General features: G+C 71.5%; 23 protein-coding genes. 17 read left to right on the top strand and 6 right to left on the bottom strand.

Annotated features, from left to right (window positions below):
- Positions 1 to 54: 54 nt before the first annotated feature.
- The 3 genes from F9C41_RS12600 to F9C41_RS12610 are packed head-to-tail and all read right to left on the bottom strand — an operon-like array spanning position 55 to position 2263.
- Entirely contained in the window at positions 55 to 1518 is a 1464-nt protein-coding gene (locus tag F9C41_RS12600; RefSeq protein ID WP_230689522.1) for a PH domain-containing protein, read from the bottom strand.
- Positions 1515 to 2045 (bottom strand): PH domain-containing protein, encoded by a 531-nt coding sequence (locus tag F9C41_RS12605; protein ID WP_230689523.1) that lies wholly within the window; start codon positions 2043 to 2045, stop codon positions 1515 to 1517. The genes F9C41_RS12600 and F9C41_RS12605 overlap by 4 nt, the downstream gene beginning before the upstream one ends.
- Positions 2046 to 2062: 17 nt before the next feature.
- Complete coding sequence (locus F9C41_RS12610) at positions 2063 to 2263, bottom strand: hypothetical protein (RefSeq protein WP_155386852.1); 201 nt, start codon at positions 2261 to 2263, stop codon at positions 2063 to 2065.
- 310 nt (positions 2264 to 2573) lie between these two features.
- Between F9C41_RS12610 and F9C41_RS12615 the strand changes: the two genes are divergently transcribed.
- From F9C41_RS12615 to F9C41_RS12645, 7 genes are all read left to right on the top strand, one after another.
- Positions 2574 to 3638, top strand: coding sequence for an AAA family ATPase (locus F9C41_RS12615; protein ID WP_407924688.1), 1065 nt, complete (start codon positions 2574 to 2576; stop codon positions 3636 to 3638).
- 2 nt (positions 3639 to 3640) lie between these two features.
- Entirely contained in the window at positions 3641 to 4582 is a 942-nt protein-coding gene (locus F9C41_RS12620; protein WP_155387003.1) for a DUF58 domain-containing protein, read from the top strand.
- Positions 4579 to 5538, top strand: coding sequence for a VWA domain-containing protein (locus F9C41_RS12625; protein ID WP_155386853.1), 960 nt, complete (start codon positions 4579 to 4581; stop codon positions 5536 to 5538). Before F9C41_RS12620 ends, F9C41_RS12625 begins: the two co-directional genes overlap by 4 nt.
- Before the next feature lie 648 nt (positions 5539 to 6186).
- Positions 6187 to 6900, top strand: a complete 714-nt coding sequence (gene fabG, locus F9C41_RS12630; RefSeq protein ID WP_155386854.1) for a 3-oxoacyl-ACP reductase FabG — start codon at positions 6187 to 6189, stop codon at positions 6898 to 6900.
- A gap of 46 nt (positions 6901 to 6946) precedes the next feature.
- Complete coding sequence (fabI, locus tag F9C41_RS12635; protein ID WP_155386855.1) at positions 6947 to 7708, top strand: enoyl-ACP reductase FabI; 762 nt, start codon at positions 6947 to 6949, stop codon at positions 7706 to 7708.
- A gap of 136 nt (positions 7709 to 7844) precedes the next feature.
- Positions 7845 to 8885, top strand: a complete 1041-nt coding sequence (locus F9C41_RS12640) for a ferrochelatase (protein ID WP_155386856.1) — start codon at positions 7845 to 7847, stop codon at positions 8883 to 8885.
- Complete coding sequence (locus tag F9C41_RS12645; RefSeq protein ID WP_155386857.1) at positions 8882 to 9697, top strand: HAD-IIA family hydrolase; 816 nt, start codon at positions 8882 to 8884, stop codon at positions 9695 to 9697. Before F9C41_RS12640 ends, F9C41_RS12645 begins: the two co-directional genes overlap by 4 nt.
- A 36-nt stretch (positions 9698 to 9733) precedes the next feature.
- On the opposite strand, the gene F9C41_RS12650 is transcribed toward F9C41_RS12645, so the two are convergent.
- Positions 9734 to 10516, bottom strand: coding sequence for a hypothetical protein (locus F9C41_RS12650; RefSeq protein ID WP_155386858.1), 783 nt, complete (start codon positions 10514 to 10516; stop codon positions 9734 to 9736).
- Between the two features lie 90 nt (positions 10517 to 10606).
- Between F9C41_RS12650 and F9C41_RS12655 the strand changes: the two genes are divergently transcribed.
- The gene (locus F9C41_RS12655; RefSeq protein WP_155386859.1) at positions 10607 to 11422 is read left to right on the top strand and encodes a DUF3097 domain-containing protein; all 816 of its coding nucleotides are present in this window, start codon (positions 10607 to 10609) and stop codon (positions 11420 to 11422) included.
- A gap of 5 nt (positions 11423 to 11427) precedes the next feature.
- On the opposite strand, the gene F9C41_RS12660 is transcribed toward F9C41_RS12655, so the two are convergent.
- Entirely contained in the window at positions 11428 to 12744 is a 1317-nt protein-coding gene (locus F9C41_RS12660; RefSeq protein WP_155386860.1) for a serine hydrolase domain-containing protein, read from the bottom strand.
- Between the two features lie 197 nt (positions 12745 to 12941).
- Here F9C41_RS12660 and F9C41_RS12665 point away from each other — a divergent pair, with 197 nt between their 5' ends.
- The gene (locus tag F9C41_RS12665; RefSeq protein ID WP_120315927.1) at positions 12942 to 13364 is read left to right on the top strand and encodes an NfeD family protein; all 423 of its coding nucleotides are present in this window, start codon (positions 12942 to 12944) and stop codon (positions 13362 to 13364) included.
- Positions 13364 to 14371 (top strand): SPFH domain-containing protein, encoded by a 1008-nt coding sequence (locus F9C41_RS12670; RefSeq protein WP_155386861.1) that lies wholly within the window; start codon positions 13364 to 13366, stop codon positions 14369 to 14371. The genes F9C41_RS12665 and F9C41_RS12670 overlap by 1 nt, the downstream gene beginning before the upstream one ends.
- Before the next feature lie 59 nt (positions 14372 to 14430).
- Here F9C41_RS12670 and F9C41_RS12675 read toward each other — a convergent pair whose 3' ends face one another.
- Positions 14431 to 15168, bottom strand: a complete 738-nt coding sequence (locus tag F9C41_RS12675; protein WP_155386862.1) for a polyprenol monophosphomannose synthase — start codon at positions 15166 to 15168, stop codon at positions 14431 to 14433.
- A 56-nt stretch (positions 15169 to 15224) separates the two neighbouring features.
- Between F9C41_RS12675 and F9C41_RS12680 the strand changes: the two genes are divergently transcribed.
- The 7 genes from F9C41_RS12680 to F9C41_RS12710 all read left to right on the top strand — a co-directional run bounded on the left by F9C41_RS12680 (position 15225) and on the right by F9C41_RS12710 (position 24855).
- Positions 15225 to 16124 (top strand): TrmH family RNA methyltransferase, encoded by a 900-nt coding sequence (locus tag F9C41_RS12680; protein WP_155386863.1) that lies wholly within the window; start codon positions 15225 to 15227, stop codon positions 16122 to 16124.
- A gap of 257 nt (positions 16125 to 16381) precedes the next feature.
- Entirely contained in the window at positions 16382 to 18187 is a 1806-nt protein-coding gene (locus tag F9C41_RS12685; RefSeq protein WP_155386864.1) for a PucR family transcriptional regulator, read from the top strand.
- A gap of 179 nt (positions 18188 to 18366) precedes the next feature.
- Positions 18367 to 19668, top strand: coding sequence for an aspartate aminotransferase family protein (locus tag F9C41_RS12690; protein ID WP_155386865.1), 1302 nt, complete (start codon positions 18367 to 18369; stop codon positions 19666 to 19668).
- Positions 19665 to 21158: a CoA-acylating methylmalonate-semialdehyde dehydrogenase gene (locus F9C41_RS12695; protein WP_155386866.1), complete on the top strand. Its 1494-nt coding sequence runs from the start codon at positions 19665 to 19667 to the stop codon at positions 21156 to 21158. Before F9C41_RS12690 ends, F9C41_RS12695 begins: the two co-directional genes overlap by 4 nt.
- A gap of 345 nt (positions 21159 to 21503) precedes the next feature.
- Positions 21504 to 22934 carry an N-acetylglucosamine/diacetylchitobiose ABC transporter substrate-binding protein gene (gene ngcE, locus F9C41_RS12700; RefSeq protein ID WP_196279727.1) on the top strand — a complete coding sequence of 477 codons (1431 nt, stop codon included), beginning with the start codon at positions 21504 to 21506 and terminating at the stop codon, positions 22932 to 22934.
- Positions 22935 to 23011: 77 nt separating this feature from the next.
- A complete protein-coding gene (locus F9C41_RS12705) occupies positions 23012 to 23923 on the top strand; it encodes a carbohydrate ABC transporter permease (protein WP_155386867.1) in 912 nt (303 codons plus the stop codon).
- Positions 23920 to 24855, top strand: a complete 936-nt coding sequence (locus tag F9C41_RS12710; protein ID WP_155386868.1) for a carbohydrate ABC transporter permease — start codon at positions 23920 to 23922, stop codon at positions 24853 to 24855. The genes F9C41_RS12705 and F9C41_RS12710 overlap by 4 nt, the downstream gene beginning before the upstream one ends.
- Positions 24856 to 24870 lie beyond the last annotated feature (15 nt).

Below are 24870 nucleotides of genomic sequence, written 5' to 3' on the forward strand. Positions count from 1 at the left end.
AACCGCCGCCAGGCAGGGCAGTCAGAAGTATAAGTGCATTTATTATAAGTGGAGTCATACCGCGGCGGCGCGGGCAGCTCGGGCGCGGGTGGTCAATTCGTCGGCCCAGGTGAAGGCCTCGGCCAGCGGCCGGTGCACCGCCGCGGCCGGGGTGGACCCGGCGACGTCGACGTACACCGTGGCCAGGCCGAGGCGGCGCTGCCAGGGGCCCTCGGTGACCCGCACGCTCTGGATCCGGGCGTACGGCACCACGGTCAGCTGGCGGGTCAGCAGGCCGTCCACGGTGGCGAACGCGTGCTCGGTCAGCCCCGCGGCCAGCACCCGGCGGCGCAACGGGGCCAGCCAGCGGGCCCGCTCCGGCACCGGCGACAGGTGCAGGGCGGTGATGTCGAGGCCGGGCAGGGCCAGCGGCACGATCGCCCGGGCGGTGTCGACGGTCGCCACCGGCAGCAGCCGGTCGGTCTCGGCCCGGCTCTGCTGCCCGTCGGCGCCCACCGAGCTCTGCCCGGCGACCGCGAGGGTGACCCGCAGCCAGCCCTTGCCGCGCCAGAGCAGCGGCCAGGTCACCGTCAGCGACTGGATACGCCGCGGACCGACCACCTGGCTGCGGGTCTCCAACTTGCCGTGGCGGATGCGCAGGCGCTCGTCGGGGGCCCGCCCGATCCGGAAGTTCCAGAAGTTGAGGATGCGCATCAGGGGCGCGCCGATGGTGCCGGCGACGGCGGTGACCATGCTGGCGACCGCGAAGACGCCGAACTCGCTGTTGAAGACCAGCTGGCCGACGATGTAGAGGACGGCCAGCGGGGTGAACATGACCGGCGGGGTCAGGAACTGGCTGACCACCACGTCGTTGTTGTCGACCCGGTAGAGGTCGGGTTCCTCGGGCCGCTCCGCCGCGGCCGGCTCCGCCGGGGCGGTCCCGGCTACCGCCGCCGGGGCGCGGGTGGCCAGCGCCAGCAGGCGGGTGCGCAGCGCGTCGGCCTCGGCCAGGGGGAGGAACGCCAGCGGGGCCTCCGCCTTGCCCGCACCGGCCACGTCCAGTTTCAGCTCGGCCAGCCCGGCGGGCCGGGCCAGCACCGGCTGCACCACCTCGATGGCCTGGAGCCGCTCCAGCGGCACCGCGCGGGTGCGCCGGAACAGCACGCCCTCGTGGATGCGCAGCTCCCGGCCGATCACCTCGTAGCCGCTGAAGCGCCAGGCGACGGCGGAGTACACCAGCACCAGCGCCAGCAGGCCGAGCAGGACCAGCGCGTACTTGTCGGGGCCGAGATTCTGCACGCCGCGCCAGGAGACGGCGACGACGACTAGGAACAGTGTGCGCACGCTCTTGAGCACCGGGCTGAGCGGATGCAGCCGCTGCCGAGGGATCACCTGCGACGGGTGTGGCTGCCCCGGCCCGGTGGCCGGCTGCGGGCCGAACGTGTCAGGCCGGGCGGAGGGGTTCGGCTGCTCCGGCGGCGACGGTGACGGCGCGGTGGTCGGCAGCGGGTGCTCCGGCGGGGTGGCGGGTGTGGTCACAGGCCCTCACCGGCGTCCTCGCCGAGCGCCGCGAGCCGGTCACGCAGGCGGGCGGCCTCGGCCGGGTCCAGGCCGGGGATGGTCGCGTCGGAGGCCGCGGCGGCGGTGTGCAGCTGCACCGTGGCCAGGCCGAAGCCGCGCTCCAGCGGGCCGGCTACAACGTCGACGTACTGCATGCGGGCGTACGGCACGATCGACAGGTGCCGGACCATGCGGCCGTGCCGGACCAGCAGGTCGCGCTCCCGCTCGGCGTAGCCGTAGGAGCGGGCGGCGCGCACCGCCACCACGCCCCGCACCGCGGTGAGGACCAGCACCGCGACGGCCGCGAACAGGGCCCAGCCGGAGCTGGTGAAGAACCAGATCACGGCGCAGACGGCGAGCATCAGCGCGGTGCTGATGGCGACACGGGTGAGTTCCAGCGCCACCAGCCGCGACGAGACGGGCCGCCACGTCAGCTCGCCCGGCCACGGGTCGAGGGCGCTGCGGGCCGCGGTGGGCAGGGGTGCTTCCAGGCGCGGGTCGGTCACGTTTCGACGATAGACGATCAGGCCAGGGGCAGCGTCTCGCGCAGGAAGCCCCGCGCGGACAGGAAGTCGGCCAGGGTCTGGCGGTGCTCGTCGCACGCGAGCCAGGTCTTGCGCCGCTGCGGATCGTGCAGCTTCGGGTTGTTCCAGCGCAGCTCCCACGCGGCCGCGGCACGGCAGCCCTTGCGCGAGCAGATCAGGGGAGCCTCGGCCTCTAACACGTCGTGGAGCCTACCCGCGGGACAGAAAAGCCCGAGCTCGGCTCGGGCTGCGTGATCTCGTATGAAGTTGTTTGGGGATGTTTGGCGTGCCGGGCGGCCACGGGGGAAGCCGCCCGGCAACGCACGAATATTAACCACGTGCCGGGCGCGGAGGGAAGACCGTCGGAGCATCCGTTCGGATGAAATCAAACGCCGTGTCAAACAGGCTCGAACAGCCGAGGGTTTCGCCGGAATAACGGCACTATGCCGCATAAGTCGGCTGTTCATGCGAGGCTGAGGCAGGTCAGCAACCCGCCGGTAACGAGGAGCCGTGGTGCAGCCCATCACCTACGACAATGCCGCCGGTCCCGCGCCGACCGGCGCCGCCGACGCCGGCCCCGCCACGGTCGCCACCCCCGCGCAGGACGCCACGCTGCTGGAACGCGCCCTGTTCGAGGTCAAGAAGGTGATCGTCGGCCAGGACCGGCTGATCGAGCGCATGTTCGTGGCACTGCTGGCACGCGGGCACTGCCTGCTGGAGGGCGTGCCCGGGGTGGCCAAGACGCTGGCCGTGGAGACGCTGGCCACGGTGGTGGGCGGCTCGTTCGCCCGGGTGCAGTTCACGCCGGACCTGGTGCCCGCGGACATCGTCGGCACGCGCATCTACCGCACCGGCAGCGAGCGGTTCGACGTCGAACTGGGGCCGGTGTTCGTCAACTTCCTGCTCGCCGACGAGATCAACCGCGCGCCGGCCAAGGTGCAGTCGGCGCTGCTGGAGGTCATGGCCGAGCGGCACGTGTCGCTGGGCGGGGTGACCCACACCGTGCCGGATCCGTTCCTGGTCATGGCCACCCAGAACCCGATCGAGCAGGAGGGCGTGTACCCGCTGCCCGAGGCGCAGCGGGACCGCTTCCTACTGAAGGTGCTGGTGGGCTACCCGACCGACGTCGAGGAGCGGGAGATCGTCTACCGGATGGGCGTCGCGCCGCCGCGAGCGGTGCCGGTGCTCACCACCGAGGCGCTGCTCGGCCTGCAGGAACGCGCCGACCAGGTGTTCGTCCACAATGCTCTGATCGACTACTCGGTGCGGCTGGTGCTGGCCACGCGCGCCCCGGCCGACCACGGGCTGCCCGACATCGCGCGGCTCATCCAGTACGGCGCGAGCCCGCGCGCCTCGCTGGGCCTGGTGCGGGCCACCCGGGCGCTGTCGCTGCTGCGCGGGCGCGACTACGCATTGCCGCAGGACGTGCTCGACATCGCCCCGGACATCCTGCGCCACCGGCTGGTGCTCAGCTACGACGCGCTGGCCGACGAGATCCCCGCCGACTACGTCGTGGGGCGGGTGCTGGCCGCGGTGCCGCTGCCGTCGGTCGCCCCGCGGCAGCAGGCGACGTGAGCATGGCCGCGGCCGCACCGGAGCGAGCCGGTGGCGAGGCGGCGCTGCGGCGGCTGCAACTGCTGGTGAACCGGCGGCTGGACGGCCTGCTGCAGGGCGACTACCTGGGTCTGCTGCCCGGCCCGGGCAGCGAGGCGGGGGAGTCGCGGGAATACCGGTCGGGCGACGACGTGCGCCGGATGGACTGGCCGGTCACGGCCCGCACCACGGTGCCGCACGTGCGGCTGTCCGTGGCCGACCGGGAGCTGGAGACCTGGCTGGCCGTGGACCTGTCGCCCAGCCTCGACTTCGGCACCGCCCGGATGCTCAAGCGCGACCTGGTGCTGGCGGCGACCGCGGCGATGACCCACCTGACCGTGCGCGGCGGCAACCGCGTCGGCGCGGTGATCAACGCCGGTGGCCCCGAGCTGGTCCGCCGACCCGCCCGGCCGGGCCGCCGGGAGGCGCAGGGGCTGCTGCGCACGGTCGCCCGGCTGATCGAGGAGGGCGGCGCGGCGCGGGCCCGCCAGCGCCCCGCCGACAGCCTCGCGCCGCTGATCGAGGCCCTGAACAGCCCGCCGCGGCGGCGCGGACTGGCGGTGGTGATCTCGGACTTCCTCGACCCGCCCGAGCGCTGGGCCTGGCAGCTGCGCAAGCTCGCCACCCGGCACGAGGTCCTCGCCGTCGAGGTGCTGGACCCGTGCGAGCTGGAACTGCCCGCGGCGGGGGTGCTCGAACTGCGCGACCCGGAGACCGGCGCGCGGCACGAGGTGCAGACCGGCGACCGGGACCTGCGCCGCCGCTACGCCCAGGCCGCCCAGCGGCAGCGGGAGCTGATCGCCGACGCGGTGCGCACCGCCGGGGCGCGCCAGGTGCGGCTGCGCACCGACTCCGACTGGCTGCTCGACCTGGTGCGGTTCGTGGCCGCGCAACGTCACCGCCGTACCCGCGGGGGGAGCCGATGATCCGTTTCCTGGATCCGATGTGGCTGCTGGCGCTGATCCCGGTGCTCGCGCTGGCGGGCGCGTACGCCGCCCGGCATCTGCTGCGGCGTTTCCGCCGGGACACGGCGCTGCCGTTCAGCAACCTGGAACTGCTGCGCTCGCTGGTGCCCCGCGGGCTGGGCTGGCGGCGCCACGTGGCCGCCGGGCTCTTCCTGGCCGGGCTGTTCTCGCTGGTGGCGGCGCTGGCCCGACCGTCGATGGAGGTCGACGAGCCGCTGGAGCGGGCGACCATCATCCTGGCCATCGACGTGTCGCTGTCGATGCAGGCCGACGACGTGGAGCCGACCCGGATGGAGGCGGCGCAGCAGGCCGCCAAGCAGTTCGTGCAGGAGCTGCCCGCCTCGTACAACCTGGGGTTGGTGTCCTTCGCCAAGTCGGCGAACGTGCTGGTCTCTCCGGGCAAGGACCGCTCGGCGGTGAACGACGCGATCGACGCGCTGGAGCTGGCCGAGGCCACCGCGACCGGCGAGGCGGTGTTCACCTCGCTGGACGCGATCAAGGCGGTGCCCGACGCCGGGGCCGAGGGGCCGCCGCCGGCCCGGATCGTGCTGCTGTCCGACGGCTACCGCACCTACGGCCGAGCGATCGAGGACGCGGCCGCCGCGGCGGTCGAGGCGAACGTGCCGGTGACCACGATCGCCTTCGGCACCGACGCGGGCATGGTCGACATCGCCGGGCAGCTGCAGCGGGTGCCGGTGGACCGGCAGGCGCTGGCCGAACTGGCCGAGACGACGGGCGGCTTCTTCTACGAGGCGGCGTCGGCGGCCGAGCTGACCCAGGTGTACCAGGACATGGGCTCGTCGATCGGGCACAAGCGGGTGCCCAAGGAGGTCTCGCAGTGGTTCGCCGGGGCGGCGCTGCTGCTGGGCCTCGGCGCGGGTGCGCTCAGCCTGCTGTGGACGTCACGCCTGCCCTGACGGGCGACGGTGTGCGCCTGCTCTGCACCCGTCCGCGCAACCATCGAGGTGTTGCGCGGGCGGGTGCAGAGCAGAACCGGTGGGCACGGCACGCCGGCGGCGTCGCGGGCGTGCGCTGCCGGTGCCGCTCAGCGGGAGACCAGCAGGAAGATGGCTCCGACCCAGGTCGCGGCGAGGGTGAAGCCCAGCGGGGCGAGGTAACGGCTCATGACAACTCCGGTGACTGTGTTGTGCAGGCAACTACAGGGACACGCGGGTGAGTCATGACCAGGTCAAGGCACAGCCCTCCCAGCCGGCGGAAGCAGCACCGGCTCGGTTTTCGGCAGGAGGACGTGCGGGAATGCGAGATCAGGCGCGGGGATCAGCGCGTTGCGGCTCGCAGGACCCGGCCATGACTCGGAGGATCGCTATCTCGCATAGCGATCACCTCCTTAGGCCGAAATCCAGCTCGCAAACGTCGTGATCATACCGTATGGGCGATCGTGATCCGCATCAGCCGTACCGGCAGGGTTTCCGTGTCCACCCGGACGGGTTAATTGGCGGAACTCCACAAAGATTATAGTCGGATTTAGTCACGCCCCCGTACCCGCCGCCTTCCGGGCAGCGCCCTAGGCTCAGGCGGAACAACCTGATCGCGAAGGAGTAACCGTGTCTCGCACCGTCCTGGTCACCGGCGGCAACAGAGGTATCGGCCTGGCGATCGCGCAGGCGTTCGCCAAGCAGGGCGACCGTGTGGCGATCACCCACCGGGGCACCTTCGACCAGTCCGTCGCGCCGGAGATCCTGGGTGTCACCTGCGACGTCACCGACCCCGCGGCGGTCGACGCGGCGTTCACCACCGTCGAGAACGAGCTGGGCCCGGTCGAGGTGCTGGTCGCCAACGCCGGCATCACCGACGACACGCTGCTGATGCGCATGTCCGAGGAGCAGTTCGGCCGGGTGCTCGACACCAACCTGAGCGGCGCCTGGCGCTGTGCCCGCCGCGCCTCGACCAAGATGGTCCGGGGACGCTGGGGCCGCATGATCTTCATTTCCTCGGTGGTCGGCCTGTACGGCGGCGCAGGGCAGGTCAACTACGCGGCGAGCAAGGCCGGCCTGGTGGGCATGGCCCGCTCCATCACCCGCGAGCTGGGCACCCGCAACATCACCGCGAACGTGGTGGCCCCCGGCTTCATCGAGACCGACATGACCGACAAGCTCACCGACGAGCGCAAGGCCGAGATCCGCAAGGCCATCCCGGCCGGCCGGATCGCCGCGGTCGACGAGATCGCGGGCGTGGTCACCTGGCTCGCCGGCGACACCGCCGGTTACATCTCCGGCGCGGTCATCCCGGTCGACGGCGGCCTCGGCATGGGCCACTGACGGCCCTTCACCACCGTGCTCGACAAGAATCGAATGAGGAGTAGACGTGCTGCTCGAAGGTAAGCGCATCCTGGTCACCGGCGTGATCACGGAGCAGTCGATCGCGTTCAACGTCGCGAAGATCGCTCAGGAGCAGGGCGCGACCGTGGTGCTGACCGGCTTCGGCCGCATGTCGCTGGTGGAGCGGATCGCCAAGCGGCTGCCCGTCACCGCGCCGGTGATCGAGCTGGACGCGACGAACCCGGAGCAGCTGGCGGCGCTCGCCGACAACGTGCGCGGATACGTCGACGGGCTCGACGGCGTGGTCCACTCGATCGGCTTCGCGCCGGCGACCGCGCTGGGCGGCACGTTCCTGCAGACGCCGTGGGAGGACGTGGCCACCGCGGTGCACGTGTCCACGTACTCGTACAAGGCGCTGGCCATGGCCACCCTGCCGCTGATGACCAACGGCGGTTCGATCGTCGGCCTGACCTTCGACGCGACCGTGGCCTGGCCGGTCTACGACTGGATGGGCGTGGCCAAGGCCGGCCTGGAGTCCGCCTCCCGCTACCTCGCCAACTACCTCGGCGACCAGGGCATCCGCAGCAACCTCGTGTCGGCCGGCCCGCTGCGCACGATGGCCGCCAAGTCGATCCCGGGCTTCGAGAAGTTCGAGGAGTCCTGGACCGAGCGCGCCCCGCTGGGCTGGAACCTCACCGACACCGCGCCCACCGCCAAGGCCGTCTGCGCGCTGCTGTCCGACTGGTTCCCCGCCACCACCGGCGAGATCATCCACGTCGACGGCGGCTACCACGCCCTCGGCGCCTGACGCGCCCGACGTATCCACAGCTCAGGCCGCTTCCCACACCGGGGTGCGGCCTGAGCCCGTCCACGGGCTGTGACATGTCTGGGACGCCGGGTGGGCGATGTGTGGGCGGTCCGGGTGGGGTTCTAGCCTTTTACGCATGTACGACGCCTTCCTGCTGTTGTCGTTCGGCGGTCCGGAGCACCCCGACGAGGTGCTGCCGTTCCTGCACAACGTGACGCGGGGGCGCGGCGTGCCCCCCGAACGGCTGGCCGAGGTGGCCGAGCACTACCTGCGCTTCGGCGGGGTGTCGCCGATCAACGAGCAGTGCCGGGAGCTGGTCGCCGCGATCCGGGCCGACTTCGCGGCCAACGCGCTGGACCTGCCGGTCTACTGGGGCAACCGGAACTGGCGGCCGATGCTGGCCGACACCCTGGCCCAGATGCGCGACCACGGCATCGAGCGCGCGGTGGCGCTGGCGACCAGCGCCTACGGGTCGTACTCGTCGTGCCGGCAGTACCTGCAGGACATCGCGTCGGCGCGGGCCGCGGTCGGGCCGCGCGCGCCGGTCGTGGACAAGCTGCGCCACTTCCACGACCACCCGGGTTTCGTCGAGCCGTTCGCCGACGCGGTCGCCGCGGCGCTGTCGACGCTGGACGTGACGCAGCATGAGAACACCCGCCTGGTGTTCACCGCGCACTCGATCCCGGTGTCCATGGCGGAGTCCAGCGGCCCCTGCGGCGGGCGCTACGAGGCGCAGTTACGGGAGACCGCGCGGCTGGTGGCCGAGCGGGGCGCGCCGGGCCTGGCCTGGGATCTGGTCTGGCAGAGCCGCTCGGGCGCGCCGCACATCCCGTGGCTGGAGCCCGACGTCAACGACCACCTGGAGGTGCTGGCCAAGGAGGGCGTGACCCAGGTGGTGGTCAGCCCGATCGGGTTCGTCTCCGACCACCTGGAGGTGCTGTGGGACCTCGACGAGGAGGCCGCGGCGACGGCCCGGCGGCTGGGCCTCGGGTTCGCCCGCGCGGGCACGCCGGGGGCCGATCCGCGCTTCGTGGCGATGGTGCGCGATCTCGTGCTGGAGCGGACGGCACCGGGCGGCCGGGAGCGGACCGCGCTCGGTAGGCTCGAACACTGGGATGTCTGTGCGAGCAACTGCTGCCCGCCACCGGTGCGCAGCAACAGAGAGGGAACCCGATGACCGACCGCAAGCCGATCGCCGCCTGGTTGACCGACATGGACGGCGTACTGGTCCACGAGGGTGAGCCGGTGCCGGGCGCGCCGGAGTTCATCGGCCGGCTGCGGGCTGCGGGCGTGCCGTTCCTGGTGCTCACCAACAACTCCATCTACACCCCGCGAGACCTGCACGCGCGCCTGACCCGGCTGGGCTTCGACCTGCCGGAGTCGGCGATCTGGACGTCGGCGCTGGCCACCGCGCAGTTCCTGGCCGACCAGCGGCCGGGCGGCACGGCGTACGTCATCGGCGAGGCGGGCCTGACCACGGCGCTGCACGCGGCGGGCTACATCATGACCGACTACGAGCCGGATTACGTGGTGCTGGGCGAGACCCGCAACTACAGCTTCGAGGCGATCACCACGGCGATCCGCCTGATCAACAAGGGCGCCCGCTTCATCTGCACCAACCCCGACGCGACCGGACCGTCCAACGAGGGCGCGCTGCCCGCCGCGGGCTCGGTCGCCGCGCTGATCACGAAGGCCACCGGCATCGAGCCGTACTTCGTGGGCAAGCCGAATCCGATGATGATGCGCTCGGCGCTCAACAAGATCGGTGCGCATTCGGTGCAGGCTGCCATGATCGGCGACCGGATGGACACCGACGTGCTGTGCGGCCTGGAGGCCGGGCTGCACACCATCCTCGTGCTCACCGGCATCGCCACCAAGGCCGATATGGAGCGCTACCCCTACCGGCCCTCGCGGGTCATCAACTCCGTGGCGGACCTGATCGACGAGGTGGAGCCGTTGAAGGAAGCGGCGGAGGCCATGCCCGCCTGACGGACGGCGAGCCGTGCGCGTCCGCGCCCGTCCGCCTCAGCCCTCGAACGGGGCGTTGCAGGCGGCCATCAGGGCGGCCCGGCAAGCGCCGGCGAGAGGGCGCAGCGCTTCGTCGCGCTGCTGGGCCTCGAAGCTGTTCAGCGCCCCGCCCGGGGCGGCCTGACCGGCCAGGGTCAGCACCCGGTCCAGCACGCAGGCGCGGGCGTAGAGCCGCCGCGCCCGCGGGTCGTAGCCCGGGGGCAGGTCGGTCTCGGCGTCGGGCTTGCGCAGCGCCTGCAGCGCCCCGGCCAGCTCCGGGCGCCACTGCGCCACGTCCAGGCGGACCAGCCGGGTGGTGGTCTCGGTCAGCGCGAGGCTGAGCGCGCCGTCGGCCTCGCGCACCCCGGGCAGCTGCGCGCTCGGGGCCTCGGGCAGCTCGAACGCCCGCCACAGCACCGTGGTGAAGGTGACGCCCGAGCCCGAGGTGTGCCGCCGTTCCTCGGGCACCAGCCCGAGCCGGCTGGCGATGACGCCCTCCCCGCTGACCAGGGCGTGGCTCGTGAACGGGCCGGGACCGGGCAGCCCGCGCGGGTCGCCGGGCGCGGGCAGCACCAGCCGGATCTCGTCGGGGTGCAGCTTGGCCAGCGCGGGCAGCGCCTCGCGCAGCTCGACCTCCTCGCGCCACTGGCCGGGCAGGTCGCGCACGTGCTGCTCCTCCTCGGCGGTCAGGTCGTCGAGGATCTCGTCGAAGGACACCAGTCCGGCGCGCCAGGCCCGGGTCCACGCGACGAAGCGGGCGGACCGGCGCGTGGTCAGGGTCACCTGCGCTGCGGGGGACATGCCGACCAGGGTACGTGCTGTTCCTGGGGTTTGTCCCGGACCGGCGCGTCATTGAGCGCGGAACGCGCGCGCGGACTAGGGTGCCGTCGCATGCGCTACAGCGATGATGTGCTCGATTCCTTCGACCGCCGCAAGCCCCGCCGGGTGACCCCCGAACATGACGCTGAGCTGGGCATGGTCGTCGAGGACGCGGGCAGCGGCTTCTGCGGTGAGATCGTGGGCTTCGAGTACGGCGCGGTGACCCTGGAGGACCGCCACGGCCGACGCCGGCACTTCCCACTGGAACCCGCCGCCTTCCTACTGGATGGGACGGTGGTCACGCTGCGCCGCCCGCAGGCCCCCGCCGCGCCCGCGCAGCCGCGCCGCACGGCGTCCGGATCGGTCTCCGCCGCGCCGACCCGGGCGCAGGTCGCCCGCGCGGGCCGGATCTGGGTCGAAGGCCTGCACGATGCCGAGCTGCTGGAGCGCATCTGGGGCGACGATCTGCGCGCCGAGGCCGTCGTGGTCGAGCCGCTGCACGGCGTCGACGACCTGCCCGCCGCGGTGCGCGAGTTCGCGCCCGGCCCCGGCAGGCGGCTGGGCGTGCTGGTGGACCACCTGGTCAGCGGCACCAAGGAGGCCCGCCTCGCGCAGGCCGTGGACAGCCCGCACTGCCTGATCGCCGGGCACCCCTACGTGGACGTGTGGCAGGCGGTGAAGCCGTCGCGGCTGGGCATGGAGGAGTGGCCGGTGGTGCCGCGCGGGCACCCGTGGAAGGAGGGCATCTGCGCGGCGCTCGGCGTCACGGAGCCCGCGCTGTTCTGGCGGCGGCTGCTGTCGCGCGTGGACAGCTACCACGACCTGGAGACGCCGCTGGTGAACTCCGTGGAGCGGCTCATCGACTTCGTGACCGCCCCGCCGGAGTAGCCGCGTCAGGGCTGCCTGGTGTGCACGAACGTGGCGATGTCCAGCTCCACCGGGGTGCGGTCGGCGTCGCGGCGCACCCGCATCACCTCGCCGTCGTTGCTGCCGCTGTGGCAGCGCCACACGTCCGCGCCCTCGGTGGTGAAGCGCCACGGGGTGCCGGGCACCGTGACCGGGGTGAAGACCAGCTCGCCCGCGGCCGCGTCGAAGCGGGCGGCGAACTCGCGGCCCATCCACCACCACGTGCCCTCCAGCTCGTGGGGCTGGCCGGCGGGCTGGGGCTGCCACGGCGCGGGGCGGTCCGGCTCGGCGTCGAGGACCTCGGCCAGCAACTGTCGGCTCAGCTCGGCCATCCGCCGCCCGTGCAGGGTGTACGCGTTGGCGAAGGCGACCACACCGGTCCGGCTCGGCCGGTGCGTCCACAGGTGGGCCAGGTAGCCGGGCATCGAGCCGCCGTGCCCGGCGAAGATGCGCTCGCCGCTGCGGACCAGCTCCAGGCCGAGGCCGTGGCCGGTGGTCCAGGCGTCCAGGTCGGTCATCACCACCGGGGCGCACATCTCGGCCAGCGTCGCCGGGGCGAGCACCGCCGGGTCGGGTTCGGCCAGGAACGCGGCCCACTTGATCAGGTCGTCGGCGGTGGACCAGAGCTGCCCGGCGGGGGCCATCGCCCCGGCGTCGGTGCGCGGCTCCTCCTGGAGCGTGCCGTGCCAGGGGTGCACCACGTAGCCGCGGGCGAACGGCTCGACCTCGGTGTAGCTGGTGCGGGTCATGTCCAGTGGCTCCAGCAGCCGCTTGGTGACCAGCTCCGTCCAGTGCAGACCGGTGAGCTTGTGGGCGACCGCGCCGAGCAGCCCGTAGGCCAGGTTGGAGTAGTGGTAGGCGCGGTGCGGCGGGTAGGCGAGCTTGTCCGGCGTCAGCGCGGCCAGGAAGGTGTCCAGGTCGGGGCCGTCGTGCCGCTCCCACCACAGGCCGTCGGGTTCGCGCTGCAGGCCGGAGATGTGGCCGAGCAGCTGGCGGATGGTGATCGCGCTGCCGACCGGGGTGCCCGGCAGGTGCCGGTAGAGCAGGTCGTCCAGGGACAGCGCACCCTCGTCGCGCAGCTGCATCACCAGCACGGCGGTCAGCGTCTTGCTGATCGAGCCGATCCGGAACTGGGTGTCGCCGGTGGGTGCGGCCCCGGTGGCCGGATCCATGCCCGCCACGGCCAGGTGCGCCGGTCGCCCGTCGCGCACCACGGCCGCCACCAGGCAGGGGGTACGCCCCTGTGCCTGGGCGCCGGCCACCAGCTCGTCGACCCGTGCCGCGGTCTGCGTGTTCAGCGTCATCGTCACTCCACCCTGTGCGCACCGTGCCACCTCGTGCGCTGCCAACTGCGCTGGACAACCTATGCGGACAACGGCGTCCGAGCCAAGGCGTTACCGCGGCTGGCTGCGCGTACCTCCGGATCTGGCCGAACGGACGAGGAGATCCACACCTCCCATCGCTGGCGCGGGCGTGACACGATCAGCACGTGGAAGATTGGATGTGGTGGCTACTCCTCGCAGCGGTGGCGGTGATCGCGGAGCTCTTCACCGGCACATTCGTGCTGCTGATGCTGGCTGCCGGCGCGCTGGTCGCCTCGCTGGTGGGTCTTGCCGGGGCGCCCGGCTGGATCCAGGGCATCGCGTTCGTCGTGGTGTCCGTCCTCTCGCTGGCGGTGGTGCGTCCCTGGATGAAGCACCGCTGGTTCCGGCAGGACGCCGACGCCGCCTCGATGGGCCTTGCGGTCACCGAGGGCGCGGACGCGCTCGTGGTGGAGCGGGTCGACGCCGACAACGGCCTGGTCAAGATCGGCGGCGAGCTCTGGCGGGCCCGGCCGTACGACGCCACGAAGACGTACGTCCCGGGTGACCGGGTCCGGGTAGTGAAAGTGGACGGCGCGACGGCGCTGGTCTGGAGGGATTGATGGAGACTTTTATCACCGCGCTGGTGGCCGTCATCGCGCTGATCGTCCTGATCACGCTGATCAAGATGGTCAAGATCGTGCCGCAGCAGCGCAACGACGTCGTCGAGCGCCTCGGCAAGTACAACCGCACGCTGACCCCCGGTCTGAACATCCTGGTGCCGTTCGTCGACGCCATCCGGACCAAGGTCGACCTGCGCGAGCAGGTGGTCAGCTTCCCGCCGCAGCCCGTGATCACGTCGGACAACCTGGTGGTCTCCATCGACACCGTGCTGTACTTCAAGGTCATCGACCCGGTGCGGGCCACCTACGAGATCGCGAACTTCCTGCAGGCGATCGAGCAGCTGACCGTCACCACCCTGCGTAACGTCATCGGCTCGATGGACCTGGAGCGGTCGCTGACCAGCCGCGAAGAGGTCAACCGGCAGCTGTCGGTGGTGCTCGACGAGAACACCGGCCGCTGGGGCGTCAAGGTGACCCGCGTCGAGATCAAGGCGATCGAGCCGCCGCCGAGCATCCGCGACTCCATGGAGAAGCAGATGCGAGCCGAGCGTGACCGCCGTGCCGCGATCCTCACTGCCGAAGGTGTCAAGCAGTCCCAGATCCTCACGGCCGAGGGTGACAAGCAGGCGGCGGTGCTGCGTGCCGACGGTGACCGCCAGGCGCGCATCCTGCAGGCCGAGGGCCAGGCCAAGGCGATCAAGCTGGTCGTCGACGCCATCCACGTGTCCTCTCCCGACAACAAGGTGATGGCCTGGCAGTACCTGCAGGCCCTCCCGCAGATCGCGGCCGGCGCGTCGAACAAGCTGTGGATCGTCCCGGTCGAGCTCACCAAGGCACTGGACGGCATCGCTTCCACCTTCGGCGGCCTGCGCAGCGACCCGGCGGCGGCGGAGGCCGCCCGCGAGTCGGGCTCCGAGGCCGAGGCCGAGGCACACCGCGTCGCGGCGGAAGCGGCTGCGGCCGTCAAGGAGATCGAGATCGAGGCCAGCCGGCTCCCCAAGGAGTGACGGACGGACACGAAAAGGGCCGGCAGCGCACGCTGCCGGCCCTTTCTCCGTTCCTCCGGTCAGCGCGGGTCGCGCCCCAGCAGGAGCTTCCACGGCACGAGCGCCGACTCGACCTGAACCCCGAGGCTCATCTTCGAGACGCCTTCCTCGCGCTCCTCGAACTTGATCGGCACCTCGGCGATGCGCAGGCCGCGGCGTACGACACGGTGGTTCATCTCCACCTGGAAGGCGTAACCGTTGCTCTGCACCGACTCGACGTCGATGTCGCGCAGGGTCTGCGCCCGCCAGGCCTTGAAGCCGGCCGTGGCGTCCTTGACCCGCAGCTGCAGGATGGCGTTCACGTAGAAGTTGGCCCAGGCCGACAGGGCCTTGCGGTGCCACGGCCAGTCGCTGGCGACCGCGCCGCCCGGGACGTAGCGCGAGCCCAGCACGACGGCCGCGTCGGTCTCCGCCAGCGTCTGCAGCATCGCGGGGATCGCCGTGGTCGGGTGGGACAGGTCGGCGTCCATCTGGATCACGATGTCCGCGCCCTCGTCCAGCGCCTTGGTCATGCCGGCGACGTAGGCACGGCCCAGCCCGTCCTTGGCCGTGCGGTGCAGCACCCCGACCGGGATGGGCCCGTCGACGGACAGCTTGTCGGCCACCTCACCGGTGCCGTCCGGCGAGTTGTCGTCGACCACCAGCACGCGGACGTTCGGGACCGGCAGGGCCGCCAGCAGGTCGACGATCTTCGGCAGGTTGTCGCGCTCGTTGTACGTGGGCACGACCACGGTGATCTTCGGATCGGTGCTGTTCATCGATACCTCGGGATTGGGGGCGTCCGACCGGCTGAGCGGGTCAGGGCAGACGGCCGATGGACGGACGGCGGTGGCCGATCCTACCTGCCGGAGGGGCCGAACGCCCCAAGCGCGGTGTCGCCGCCGGGCCGTGCCGCCCCGGACGGCAGAATCGGGATGTGGAACTGATCACGGATCCGGGCGACGAGCGGATCGCCGACTACCGGGCGCTGACCGACGTCGAGCTGCGCACCCGCTGGGAGCCGCCGCACGGGCTGTTCATCGCCGAGGGCGAGCTGGTGCTGCGGCGCGCGCTGCGGGCCGGCTACCGGCCGCGCTCGTTCCTGGTCGAGGCCAAACGCGCCGGGCAGGTCGCCGACCTAGACGGCGCGCCTGTCTACGGGGCCGACCCCGACGTGCTGGAGCAGGTCACCGGCTTCCACGTGCACCGGGGCGTGCTGGCCAGCTTCCACCGCCAGCCGGCGCTGCCGGCCTCGGAGGTGCTGGCCGCGGCGCGCCGGGTGGTCATATTGGAAGACATCAATAACCATACCAACATCGGAGCGATCTTCAGAGGCGTGGCGGCGCTCGGCGTGGACGCCGTGCTGCTGTCGCCGACCTGTGCGGATCCGCTGTACCGGCGCAGCGTGCGGGTGAGCATGGGCGAGGTGTTCGCGATCCCGTACGCCAAGCTCGATCCGTGGCCGCAGGCACTGTCGGAGGTGCGCGACGCGGGCTACACGATCCTGGCGATGACCCCGGCCGCCGACGCGGTGCCGATGCAGCGGCTCACCGATACCCAGCGGCTGCGCCCGGCGCTGCTGCTGGGCGCGGAGGGGCCGGGCCTGTCCCGGCACGCCCTGGACGCCAGCGATGTGCGGGTGCGCCTGCCCATGCGCCGCGGCGTCGACTCGCTCAACGTCGCCGCCGCCACCGCCGTCGCCTGCTGGGAACTGAGCCGCGACGACCCCGCCTGACCCGAGCCCCGGCTGCCTCGGTCCCGCACAAGATCTGTTTTGTGGACGCCTGACGCCCCTATGGGGGCACCCGGCGTCCACGAAAACGGATCATGGTGCCCGTGCGGGCGGCGGTGGGCGCCGAGCCGCCCGGCTGACCGGCGCTCGCCGGTCGGGTGCGCATCTCAGTAGGGTGGGGACCACAGCTGAGCTGCGAGGGATGGGACCTGCTCCATGTGTACCGCTGACGTGCTCACCGCGCAGCCGTGGTGACGGCGGTGTTCCCGACGGTGCGTGAGGTGATCGCGCTCGACTCGGTGCGGATCGGCGCGCCGCGGCTGGTGGCGGGGGAGTCGGGACTGGACCGGCCGGTGCGCTGGGTGCACTCGGCGGAGGTGCCCGACATCGCGACCCTGCTGCGCGGCGGCGAGCTGGTGCTAACCACCGGCATCGGGCTGCCCGCCGACGACGCGGGGGTGCGCGCGTTCGTCAACGACCTGGCCGAGGTGGGCGTGGCCGGGCTGATCGTGGAACTGGGCCGGCGGTACACGGCCAGCGTGCCGCGGGTGATGGCGGCCGCGGCGCAGAAGGTGGGCATGCCGCTGGTCGAGCTGCGCAGGCCCACCCCGTTCGTGCAGATCACCGAGGCGGTGCACGCGCTGATCGTGGACGCACAGCTGGCCGAGCTGCGGGCGACCGAGCAGATCCACCAGCGGTTCACCGAGCTGAGCGTGGAGGGGGCGGAGCCCGCCGAGGTGGTGCACCAGGCGGCGCAGCTCGCCGGCTGCCCCGTGGTGCTGGAGAACCTGGCCCGGCAGGTGCTGGCCTACGACGCGGCCGGGGACCGCGCGGAGATGCTGCTGGACGGCTGGGAGCAGCACTCCCGCCGGGTCAAGGCGCAGCCGTCCGGCAGCGGCCGGACCGGGTACGACCCGGACACCGGTTGGCTGGTGACCCCGGTCGGGGCACGCGGCCAGGACTGGGGACGGTTACTGCTGCGGTGGCCCGCGTCGGGAACGGCGCATGACCTCATCGGCGGCCGGACCGCGGATCCCGGATTGGGCGCGCCGGAACGGCCTGTTCCCGGCAGCGCCGAACGTCCGGGCGCCGACGGGGCACCGGACGCTACCGGCGGTCCGGACGGCAACGCCGACCCCCGCTGGACCGGGCCGGATGCGGGCGACGTGGGCGGGCGTTCGGTGACGCCGCCGACGCGGCTCACCATCCTGCTGGAGCGGGCCGCCTCGACGCTGGCGCTGGGGCGGCTGATCCGCCGCGACGCCGAGGGGCTGGAGCGGCAGCTGCACGGCACCCTGCTGTCGGCGTTGCTCGACCACAGCCTGCCGGTGTCGGAGGTGGCCTTGCGGGCCGCCGCGCTGGGCATCCAGCTGGAGCGCCGGCGACTGGTCGGGGTGGTGGTCCGGCACCGGGACGAGTCGCCGGCGGCGGGCACCGAGGCCGGCCAGGCCGCGCTGCGCGACCTGGCCGACGCCGTGTCGCAGGCGGTGCGCGAGGCCAAGCAGACCGGGCTGACCAGCGCCGTCGACGACCGCGCGGTAGGCGCGCTGCTGGCGGTACGCGGGGAGGAGGAGCCTGCACTGGAGTCCTTCGCCGCCGCGCTGCGCCGGGGACGGCCGGACACGCTGCTGATCGCGGCGGGCTCGGGCGTGGACAGCCTGCGTGAGGCCCGCCGGTCACTGGTCGAGGCGCGCCAGGTGGCGCAGGCGGCCCGGCACGACCCGACCGGGCCGGTGGTGCACCGGCTGCCCAACGTGGGCCTGCCCGGCCTGCTGCACCTGCTGCGCGACGAACCGCGGCTGCAGACGTTCGTGGAGCGGCAGCTCGGGGCGCTGCTGACGTACGACGCGGAGCATCCGAGGGACGCGCTGCTGCCGACGCTGCGGGTGTTCCTGGAGCACGGGCGCAACAAGTCGATCGCGGCCGGTGCGGCGCACCTGTCGCGGCCCGCCTTCTACGAGCGGTTGGCCCGGATCGAGCGCATTCTGGGAGTAGACCTGGACTCGGTACAGGCGTGCCTGTCCTTGCACGTGGCGTTGCTGGCTCGGGACGCGTTGCGGGGCTGACCTCAAACCTTCGATTCTTAGGCACGACGCCCGGCGCGTACCCTCTTGGCTTGACGACCTGTCAGGCGGACGCGGCGGCGGCTGGCAGGATGTAGCTTGCCCGGGGCTCCCGGAGCTGGGAGCGTCCAGGGTGATCTGACACACAGCCGCATACCGCCCGCCGAAGGACGTGTTAGCCCATGAGCACCGACGAACTGCTCAACCGCCATCGCGCTGTCATGCCCAACTGGATCAGTCCGCTGTACGCCGAGCCGATCGAGCTGGTGTCCGGCGCGGGCTGCCGGGTCACCGACGCGTCGGGGCGCACGTACCTTGATTTCTTCGGCGGCGTGCTTACCAACATGATCGGGTACGACATCCCGGAGATCTCCGACGCGGTGCGCCGCCAGATCGACAAGGGCATCGCGCACTCCTCGACGCTGTACCTGATCCGCAAGCAGGTCGAACTGGCCGAGAAGATCGCCAAGGTGTCCGGCATCCCCGACGCGAAGGTGTTCCTGGCCAACTCCGGCACCGAGGCCAACGACACCGCCCTGCTGCTGGCCACGCAGTACCGGCGCAGCAACCAGATCCTCGCGGTGCGCAACAGCTACCACGGCCGCAGCTTCGCCGCGCTCGCGGTGACCGGGCAGCGCAGCTGGTCGGCGACCTCGCTGTCCCCGGTGAACGTCAGCTACCTGCACTCCGGCGACCGGCTGCGCGGCCTGTTCGCGGGGCTGTCCGACGCGGAGTACATCGCGCGCTCCGTGACCGACCTGCGCGAGGTGCTGGCCACCACGACCGCGGGCGACGTGGCCTGCCTGATCGCCGAGCCGATCCAGGGCGTGGGCGGCTTCGTCGCGCCGCCCGACGGCTACTTCAAGGCGATCAAGGAGGTGCTCGACGAGCACGGCATCCTGTGGGTCTCCGACGAGGTGCAGACCGGCTGGGGCCGCACCGGCGAGCACTTCTGGGGCTACCAGGCCCACGACGCGGTGCCGGACATGCTGACCTTCGCCAAGGGCATCGGCAACGGCTTCGCCCTCGGCGGGGTGGTCGCCCGCGCCGAGATCATGGACTGCCTGAACGCGGTGTCGTTCAACACCTTCGGCGGCAACCCGATCAGTGCCTCCGCCGGTCAGGCGGTGCTCGACTACGTGCTCTCGCACGACCTGCAGTCCAACGCGGCCCGGGTGGGCGAGGTGCTGCATGCGGGCGTACGCGGCCTGGACTCCCCGATCGTGGCCGAGGTGCGCGGCAAGGGCCTGATGCTGGCGTTCGAGCTGGTCCGGCCGGGCACCCTGGACCCGGCTCCCGAGCTGGCGCTGCGGGTGCTGGAGGAGACCAAGGCCAACGGGCTGCTGGTCGGCAAGGGCGGCCTCTACGGCAACGTGATCCGGATGGGCCCGCCGCTGACCCTCACCGAGGCCGAGGCGAAGGAAGGCCTGGACATCCTGGCCGCCGCGCTGGCGGCGGCGTATCAGCAGGCGGTGACAGCATGACTGGATATATCACCCATTTCGTCGACGGCAAGCCGTGGGAGCACGGCGCGACCCGGCAGGGCGAGGTGTACGACCCGGCCACCGGCCAGGTGGCGGCGCTGGTGGACTTCGCGTCGGCGTCCGACGTCGGCGCGGTGGTCAGTGCGGCCGACCGCGCGGCGCGGGCCTGGCGGGACGCGTCGCTGGCCAAGCGCACCGCGGTGCTGTTCGCCTTCCGGCAGCTCATCCACGAGCGGCGCGACGAGCTGGCCGCGGCGATCACCGCCGAGCACGGCAAGGTGCTCTCGGACGCGGCCGGGGAGGTGCAGCGCGGCCTGGAGGTGGTCGAGTTCGCCTGCGGCATCCCGTCGGCGCAGCGCGGCTTCTTCAGCGAGAACGTCTCCACCGAGGTGGACTCGTACTCGATCCGGCAGCCGCTGGGCGTGGTCGCGGTGATCACGCCGTTCAACTTCCCGGCGATGGTGCCGCTGTGGTTCGCGCCGATCGCGATCGCCTGCGGCAACGCGGTGGTGCTCAAGCCGAGCGAGAAGGACCCGAGCGCGTCGGTGCTGCTGGCGTCGTGGTTCGCCGAGGCGGGGCTGCCCGACGGGGTGTTCAACGTGGTGCACGGCGACAAGGAGGCCGTGGACGCGCTGCTGACGCACCCGCAGGTGAAGGCGGTGTCGTTCGTCGGCTCGACGCCGATCGCGCGCTACGTGTACGAGACGGGCACCGCGCACGGCAAGCGGGTGCAGGCGCTGGGCGGGGCGAAGAACCACATGGTGGTGCTGCCCGACGCCGACCTCGATCTGGCCGCCGACGCGGCGGTCAACGCGGGCTTCGGCTCGGCCGGCGAGCGCTGCATGGCGATCTCGGTGGTGGTAGCGGTCGACCCGGTCGGCGACGAGCTGGTCGGCAAGATCTCCGAGCGGGTGGCGGGCATCCGCACCGGCGACGGCCGCCGCGGCTGCGACATGGGGCCGCTGGTGACCAAGGTGCACCGGGACAAGGTGGCCTCGTACGTCGACGCGGGCGAGCGGGCCGGCGCGAAGCTGGTCGTGGACGGCCGCACCGTGCAGGCCGACGCCGACGGGACCGGGTTCTTCCTCGGGCCGACGCTGTTCGACCAGGTCACGCCGCAGATGTCGATCTACACGGACGAGATCTTCGGGCCGGTGCTCAGCGTGGTCCGGGTCGGCTCGTACGACGAGGCGCTGGCGCTGGTCAACGGCAACCCGTACGGCAACGGCACGGCGATCTTCACCAACGACGGCGGAGCCGCCCGGCGCTTCCAGCACGAGGTGGAGGTCGGCATGATCGGCGTCAACGTGCCGATCCCGGTGCCGATGGCGTACTACTCCTTCGGCGGCTGGAAGTCGTCGCTGTTCGGCGACACCCACGCGCACGGCGCGGAGGGTGTGCACTTCTTCACCCGGGGCAAGGTGGTCACCAGCCGCTGGCTGGACCCGCGCCACGGCGGGATCAACCTGGGCTTCCCGACCCAGCACTGATCGTCGACGAACCCCGTCCATGCCGCCTGAGCTGCGTGGACGGGGTTTCGTGTTTGTGAGAGGATCGGCCGCCACGGCTCCGATCGGGCCGCTCCGGCGACACGGTCGGAGCTTTCGCCATGTCCGCGCGGGGGGATGGTGAAAACTTTCACCGCCCGGTGGTGTGTGAACGGTTGATCTCCGGGTCATGAACGCCTGGGGGCGAATTATGGGGGTTCTGTAGAAAGTCTGCGTAACGTTTCTGCGGCGACATCTTGCCTAGTGACGACGGCGGCCGTAAGAATCCTTCAGAACACGGCCGAAACTTGTAGGGAAATACCAGACCGTCTCTGGCAAGGAGTGGTGATGGCACAGTCCGACCTGAACCGGCGTACGGTGCTGCGGCGTGCCGCCGCGGCCGGCGTACTCGCCGGCCCGGCCGCGGGGCTGCTCAGCAGCTGCGCGCTCGGCGACGACACGTCCGGCGACACGTCCGGCAAATACGAGGGCACCAAGAGCGACAAGAACCCGCTGGGTGTGAAGGAAGACGCCCCGCTGGACGTCGTCATCTTCAACGGGGGCTTCGGCGAGGACTACGCCAAGGCCCACGAGGCGATGTACAAGGAGACCTACCCCAAGGCCGAGGTCAAGCACTCGGCCGTGGTGGAGATCAACAAGGAGCTGCAGCCGCGGTTCGTCGACGGCACCCCGCCGGACTTCGTGAACAACTCCGGCGCCGGTCAGATCGACCTGGGCGGCCTGGTCGCCCAGGGTGCGCTCGCCGACCTCACCCCCCTGCTGGACGCGGCGAGCCTGGACGTGCCCGGCAAGAAGGTGCGGGACACCCTGCTGCCCGGCACGGTGGAGAGCGGCAGCTTCGACGGCAAGACGTACGTCCTGAACTACGCGTACACCGTCTACGGCATCTGGTACTCCAGCAAGCTGTTCACCGCGAAGGGCTGGCAGTACCCGAAGACCTGGGACGAGCACATCGCCCTGTGCAAGACGATCAAGGCGAGCGGCATCGCGCCGTGGACCTACCAGGGCAAGCACCCGCGCTACATGTCGTGGCCGGTCATCTCCACGGCGATCAAGTTCGGCGGGCCGCAGGTCGCGATGGCGATCGACAACCTGGAGCCGGGCGCGTGGACCTCCGACGCGATGAAGGCCGCCGCCGAGGCGTGGTACCAGATCGTCAAGGACAAGTACATCCTCGAGGGCTCGCCCGGCCTGGACCACAAGCAGTCGCAGACCGAGTGGTGCAAGGGCAACGCCGCGTTCATCTCCTGCGGCTCCTGGCTGGAGAGCGAGCAGAAGGCGGTCACCCCCGAGGGCTTCAACATGGCCGTCGCCCCGACCCCGAGCCTCGGCTCGGGTGACAAGCTGCCGTTCGCCGCGATCCGCGGCACCGCAGGCGAGCCGTTCGTGGTGCCCGCCAAGGCGAAGAACGAGCGCGGCGGCATGGAGCTCATGCGGCACATGCTGTCCATGAAGGGCGCCAAGGACTTCACCGGCAAGGTCTCCAGCCTGTCCGTGGTGTCCGGGGCGGCCGACGGGGTCACCCTGCCGTTCGGTCTGACCAGCGCGGTCAAGGCGCTGGCCGACTCGGGCAGCAACGGCTTCAACTGGGTCTACAACGTGTACTACCGCAAGCTGGAGCGCGAGCTGGTGGACGCGGCGTGCGGCGAGTTCTTCTCCGGGCGCACCACGCCCGCGGAGTTCCTCGCGGCCTGCCAGAAGGGCGCGGACCTGATCGCGGCCGACACCAGCTTCAAGAAGTACAAGCGCAGCGCCTGACGCGCTGACCACGGCGTCCGCCCCGTCCGCCTGGGGCGGGGCGGACGCCGAACCGCACTCGATGGGGAGGGCAAGACGTGAGACACGGGAAGTATCCGCTGCTGTTGGCGTTTCTACTGCCGCCGTTGGCGCTGTACGGCTACTTCGTGGTGTCCCCGTACGCCCAGTCGTTCCTGATCGCCATGACGGACTGGCAAGGGCTGTCGCCGGCGTACGAGTTCGTCGGGTTCGACAACTTCAAGCGCATGATCGGCGACGAGTACGTCTGGAACGCCCTGCTCAACAACCTGTGGCTGTTGGTGCTGCTGCCGCTGCTGACCATCGCGCTCGGCCTGTTCCTGGCCACCATGCTCAACGTGGGCGGCCGCGGCGGGCGCAGCACGGTCACCGGCGTGCGCGGCTCGGGGCTCTACAAGGTCATCTACTTCGCGCCGCAGATGCTGTCGGTGTCCATCGTCGGCGTGCTCTGGGCCGAGGTCTACAACCCGCGCAGCGGCCTGCTCAACTCCGCGCTGCGGGCGCTCGGCCTGGACGGGCTGGCCAAGGTCTGGCTCGGCGACCCGGCGTATGCCTTCTGGGCCGTGCTCGCGGTCATGGTCTGGGCCAACGTCGGCTTCTACGTGGTGCTGTTCGGCGCGGCCATGCAGTCGGTGCCGCGCGACATCTACGAGGCCGCCGCCCTGGACGGGGCGAGCCGGCTCACCACGCTGGTGCGCATCACCGTGCCGCTGCTCTGGGACACCATCCAGGTCGCCTGGGTCTACCTGGCCATCCTGGCGCTGGACGGCTTCGCGCTGATCCACGTGATGACCCGCGGCGGCCCGAACTTCTCCACCGACGTGGTCGGCCTGCGGCTCTACACCGAGGCCTTCGGTGACTACAAGTGGGGCTACGCGTCGGCCATCGGCGTCGTGATGTTCTTCGTGACCCTCAGCGTCACCGTGCTGTCCCTGCGCCTGACCCGCCGCGAGAGGATCGAGCTTTCATGAGCGAGCAGACGATGGACGCCGCTGTTGTCGAGCGCGGCCCGCAGAAGGCCCCGATCGACCGCCCGGCCAAGCCGGTGGGCGGGGAGCCCGGCCGGGGGCGCAAGGTCTTCGACGGCACGCTGAACGTGTTCTCGCATGCCTTCCTGGTGGTGTGGGGGCTGCTGACCGCGCTGCCGCTGCTGTGGGTGGTGCTGAGCTCGTTCAAGGACGACGCGGAGATCCTGGGCGACCCGTGGGGCCTGCCCAGCGCGCTGCGCTTCGACAACTTCGCCCGCGCCTGGACGCACGGCAACATCGGGCAGTACTTCGTGAACACCGGCATCGTGCTGGCGGGATCGCTGACGCTGACCATGCTGCTCGGCGCGACCGCCGCGTACGCCCTGGCCCGCTACAAGTTCCTCGGCAGCCGGCTGGTGTACTTCGTCTTCGTCGGCGGCATGATGTTCCCGGTCGTGCTGGCGTTCGTGCCGCTGTTCAAGATCGTTGGCGGGGTCGGGCTGCGCGACACCCTGCCCGGCCTGATGCTGATCTACACGGCGTACTCGCTGCCGTTCACGGTCTTCTTCCTCACCGCGTTCTTCCGCACCCTGCCCGACGCGGTCGCCGAGGCGGCCTACATCGACGGGTGCGGGCCGTTCCGGACCTTCTTCAGGGTCATGCTGCCGATGGCCAAACCCGGCCTGATCAGCGTCGGCATCTTCAACTTCCTCGGCCACTGGAACCAGTACCTGCTGCCCGTCGTCCTGATCACCTCGGACGAGAAGCAGGTGCTCGCCCAGGGCCTGGCCAACCTGGCCATCAGCGAGGGCTACCGCGGTGACTACTCGCGGCTGTTCGCCGGCCTCACCCTGGCCATGCTGCCGGTGCTGGTGGTGTACGCGGTCTTCCAGCGCCAGGTGCAGTCCGGCCTGACCGCCGGCCAGATGAAGTGAGTCCTAGCACAACCG

Origin of the sequence: Catellatospora paridis, assembly GCF_009720365.1 — a bacterium.
Lineage (GTDB): Bacteria > Actinomycetota > Actinomycetes > Mycobacteriales > Micromonosporaceae > Catellatospora > Catellatospora paridis.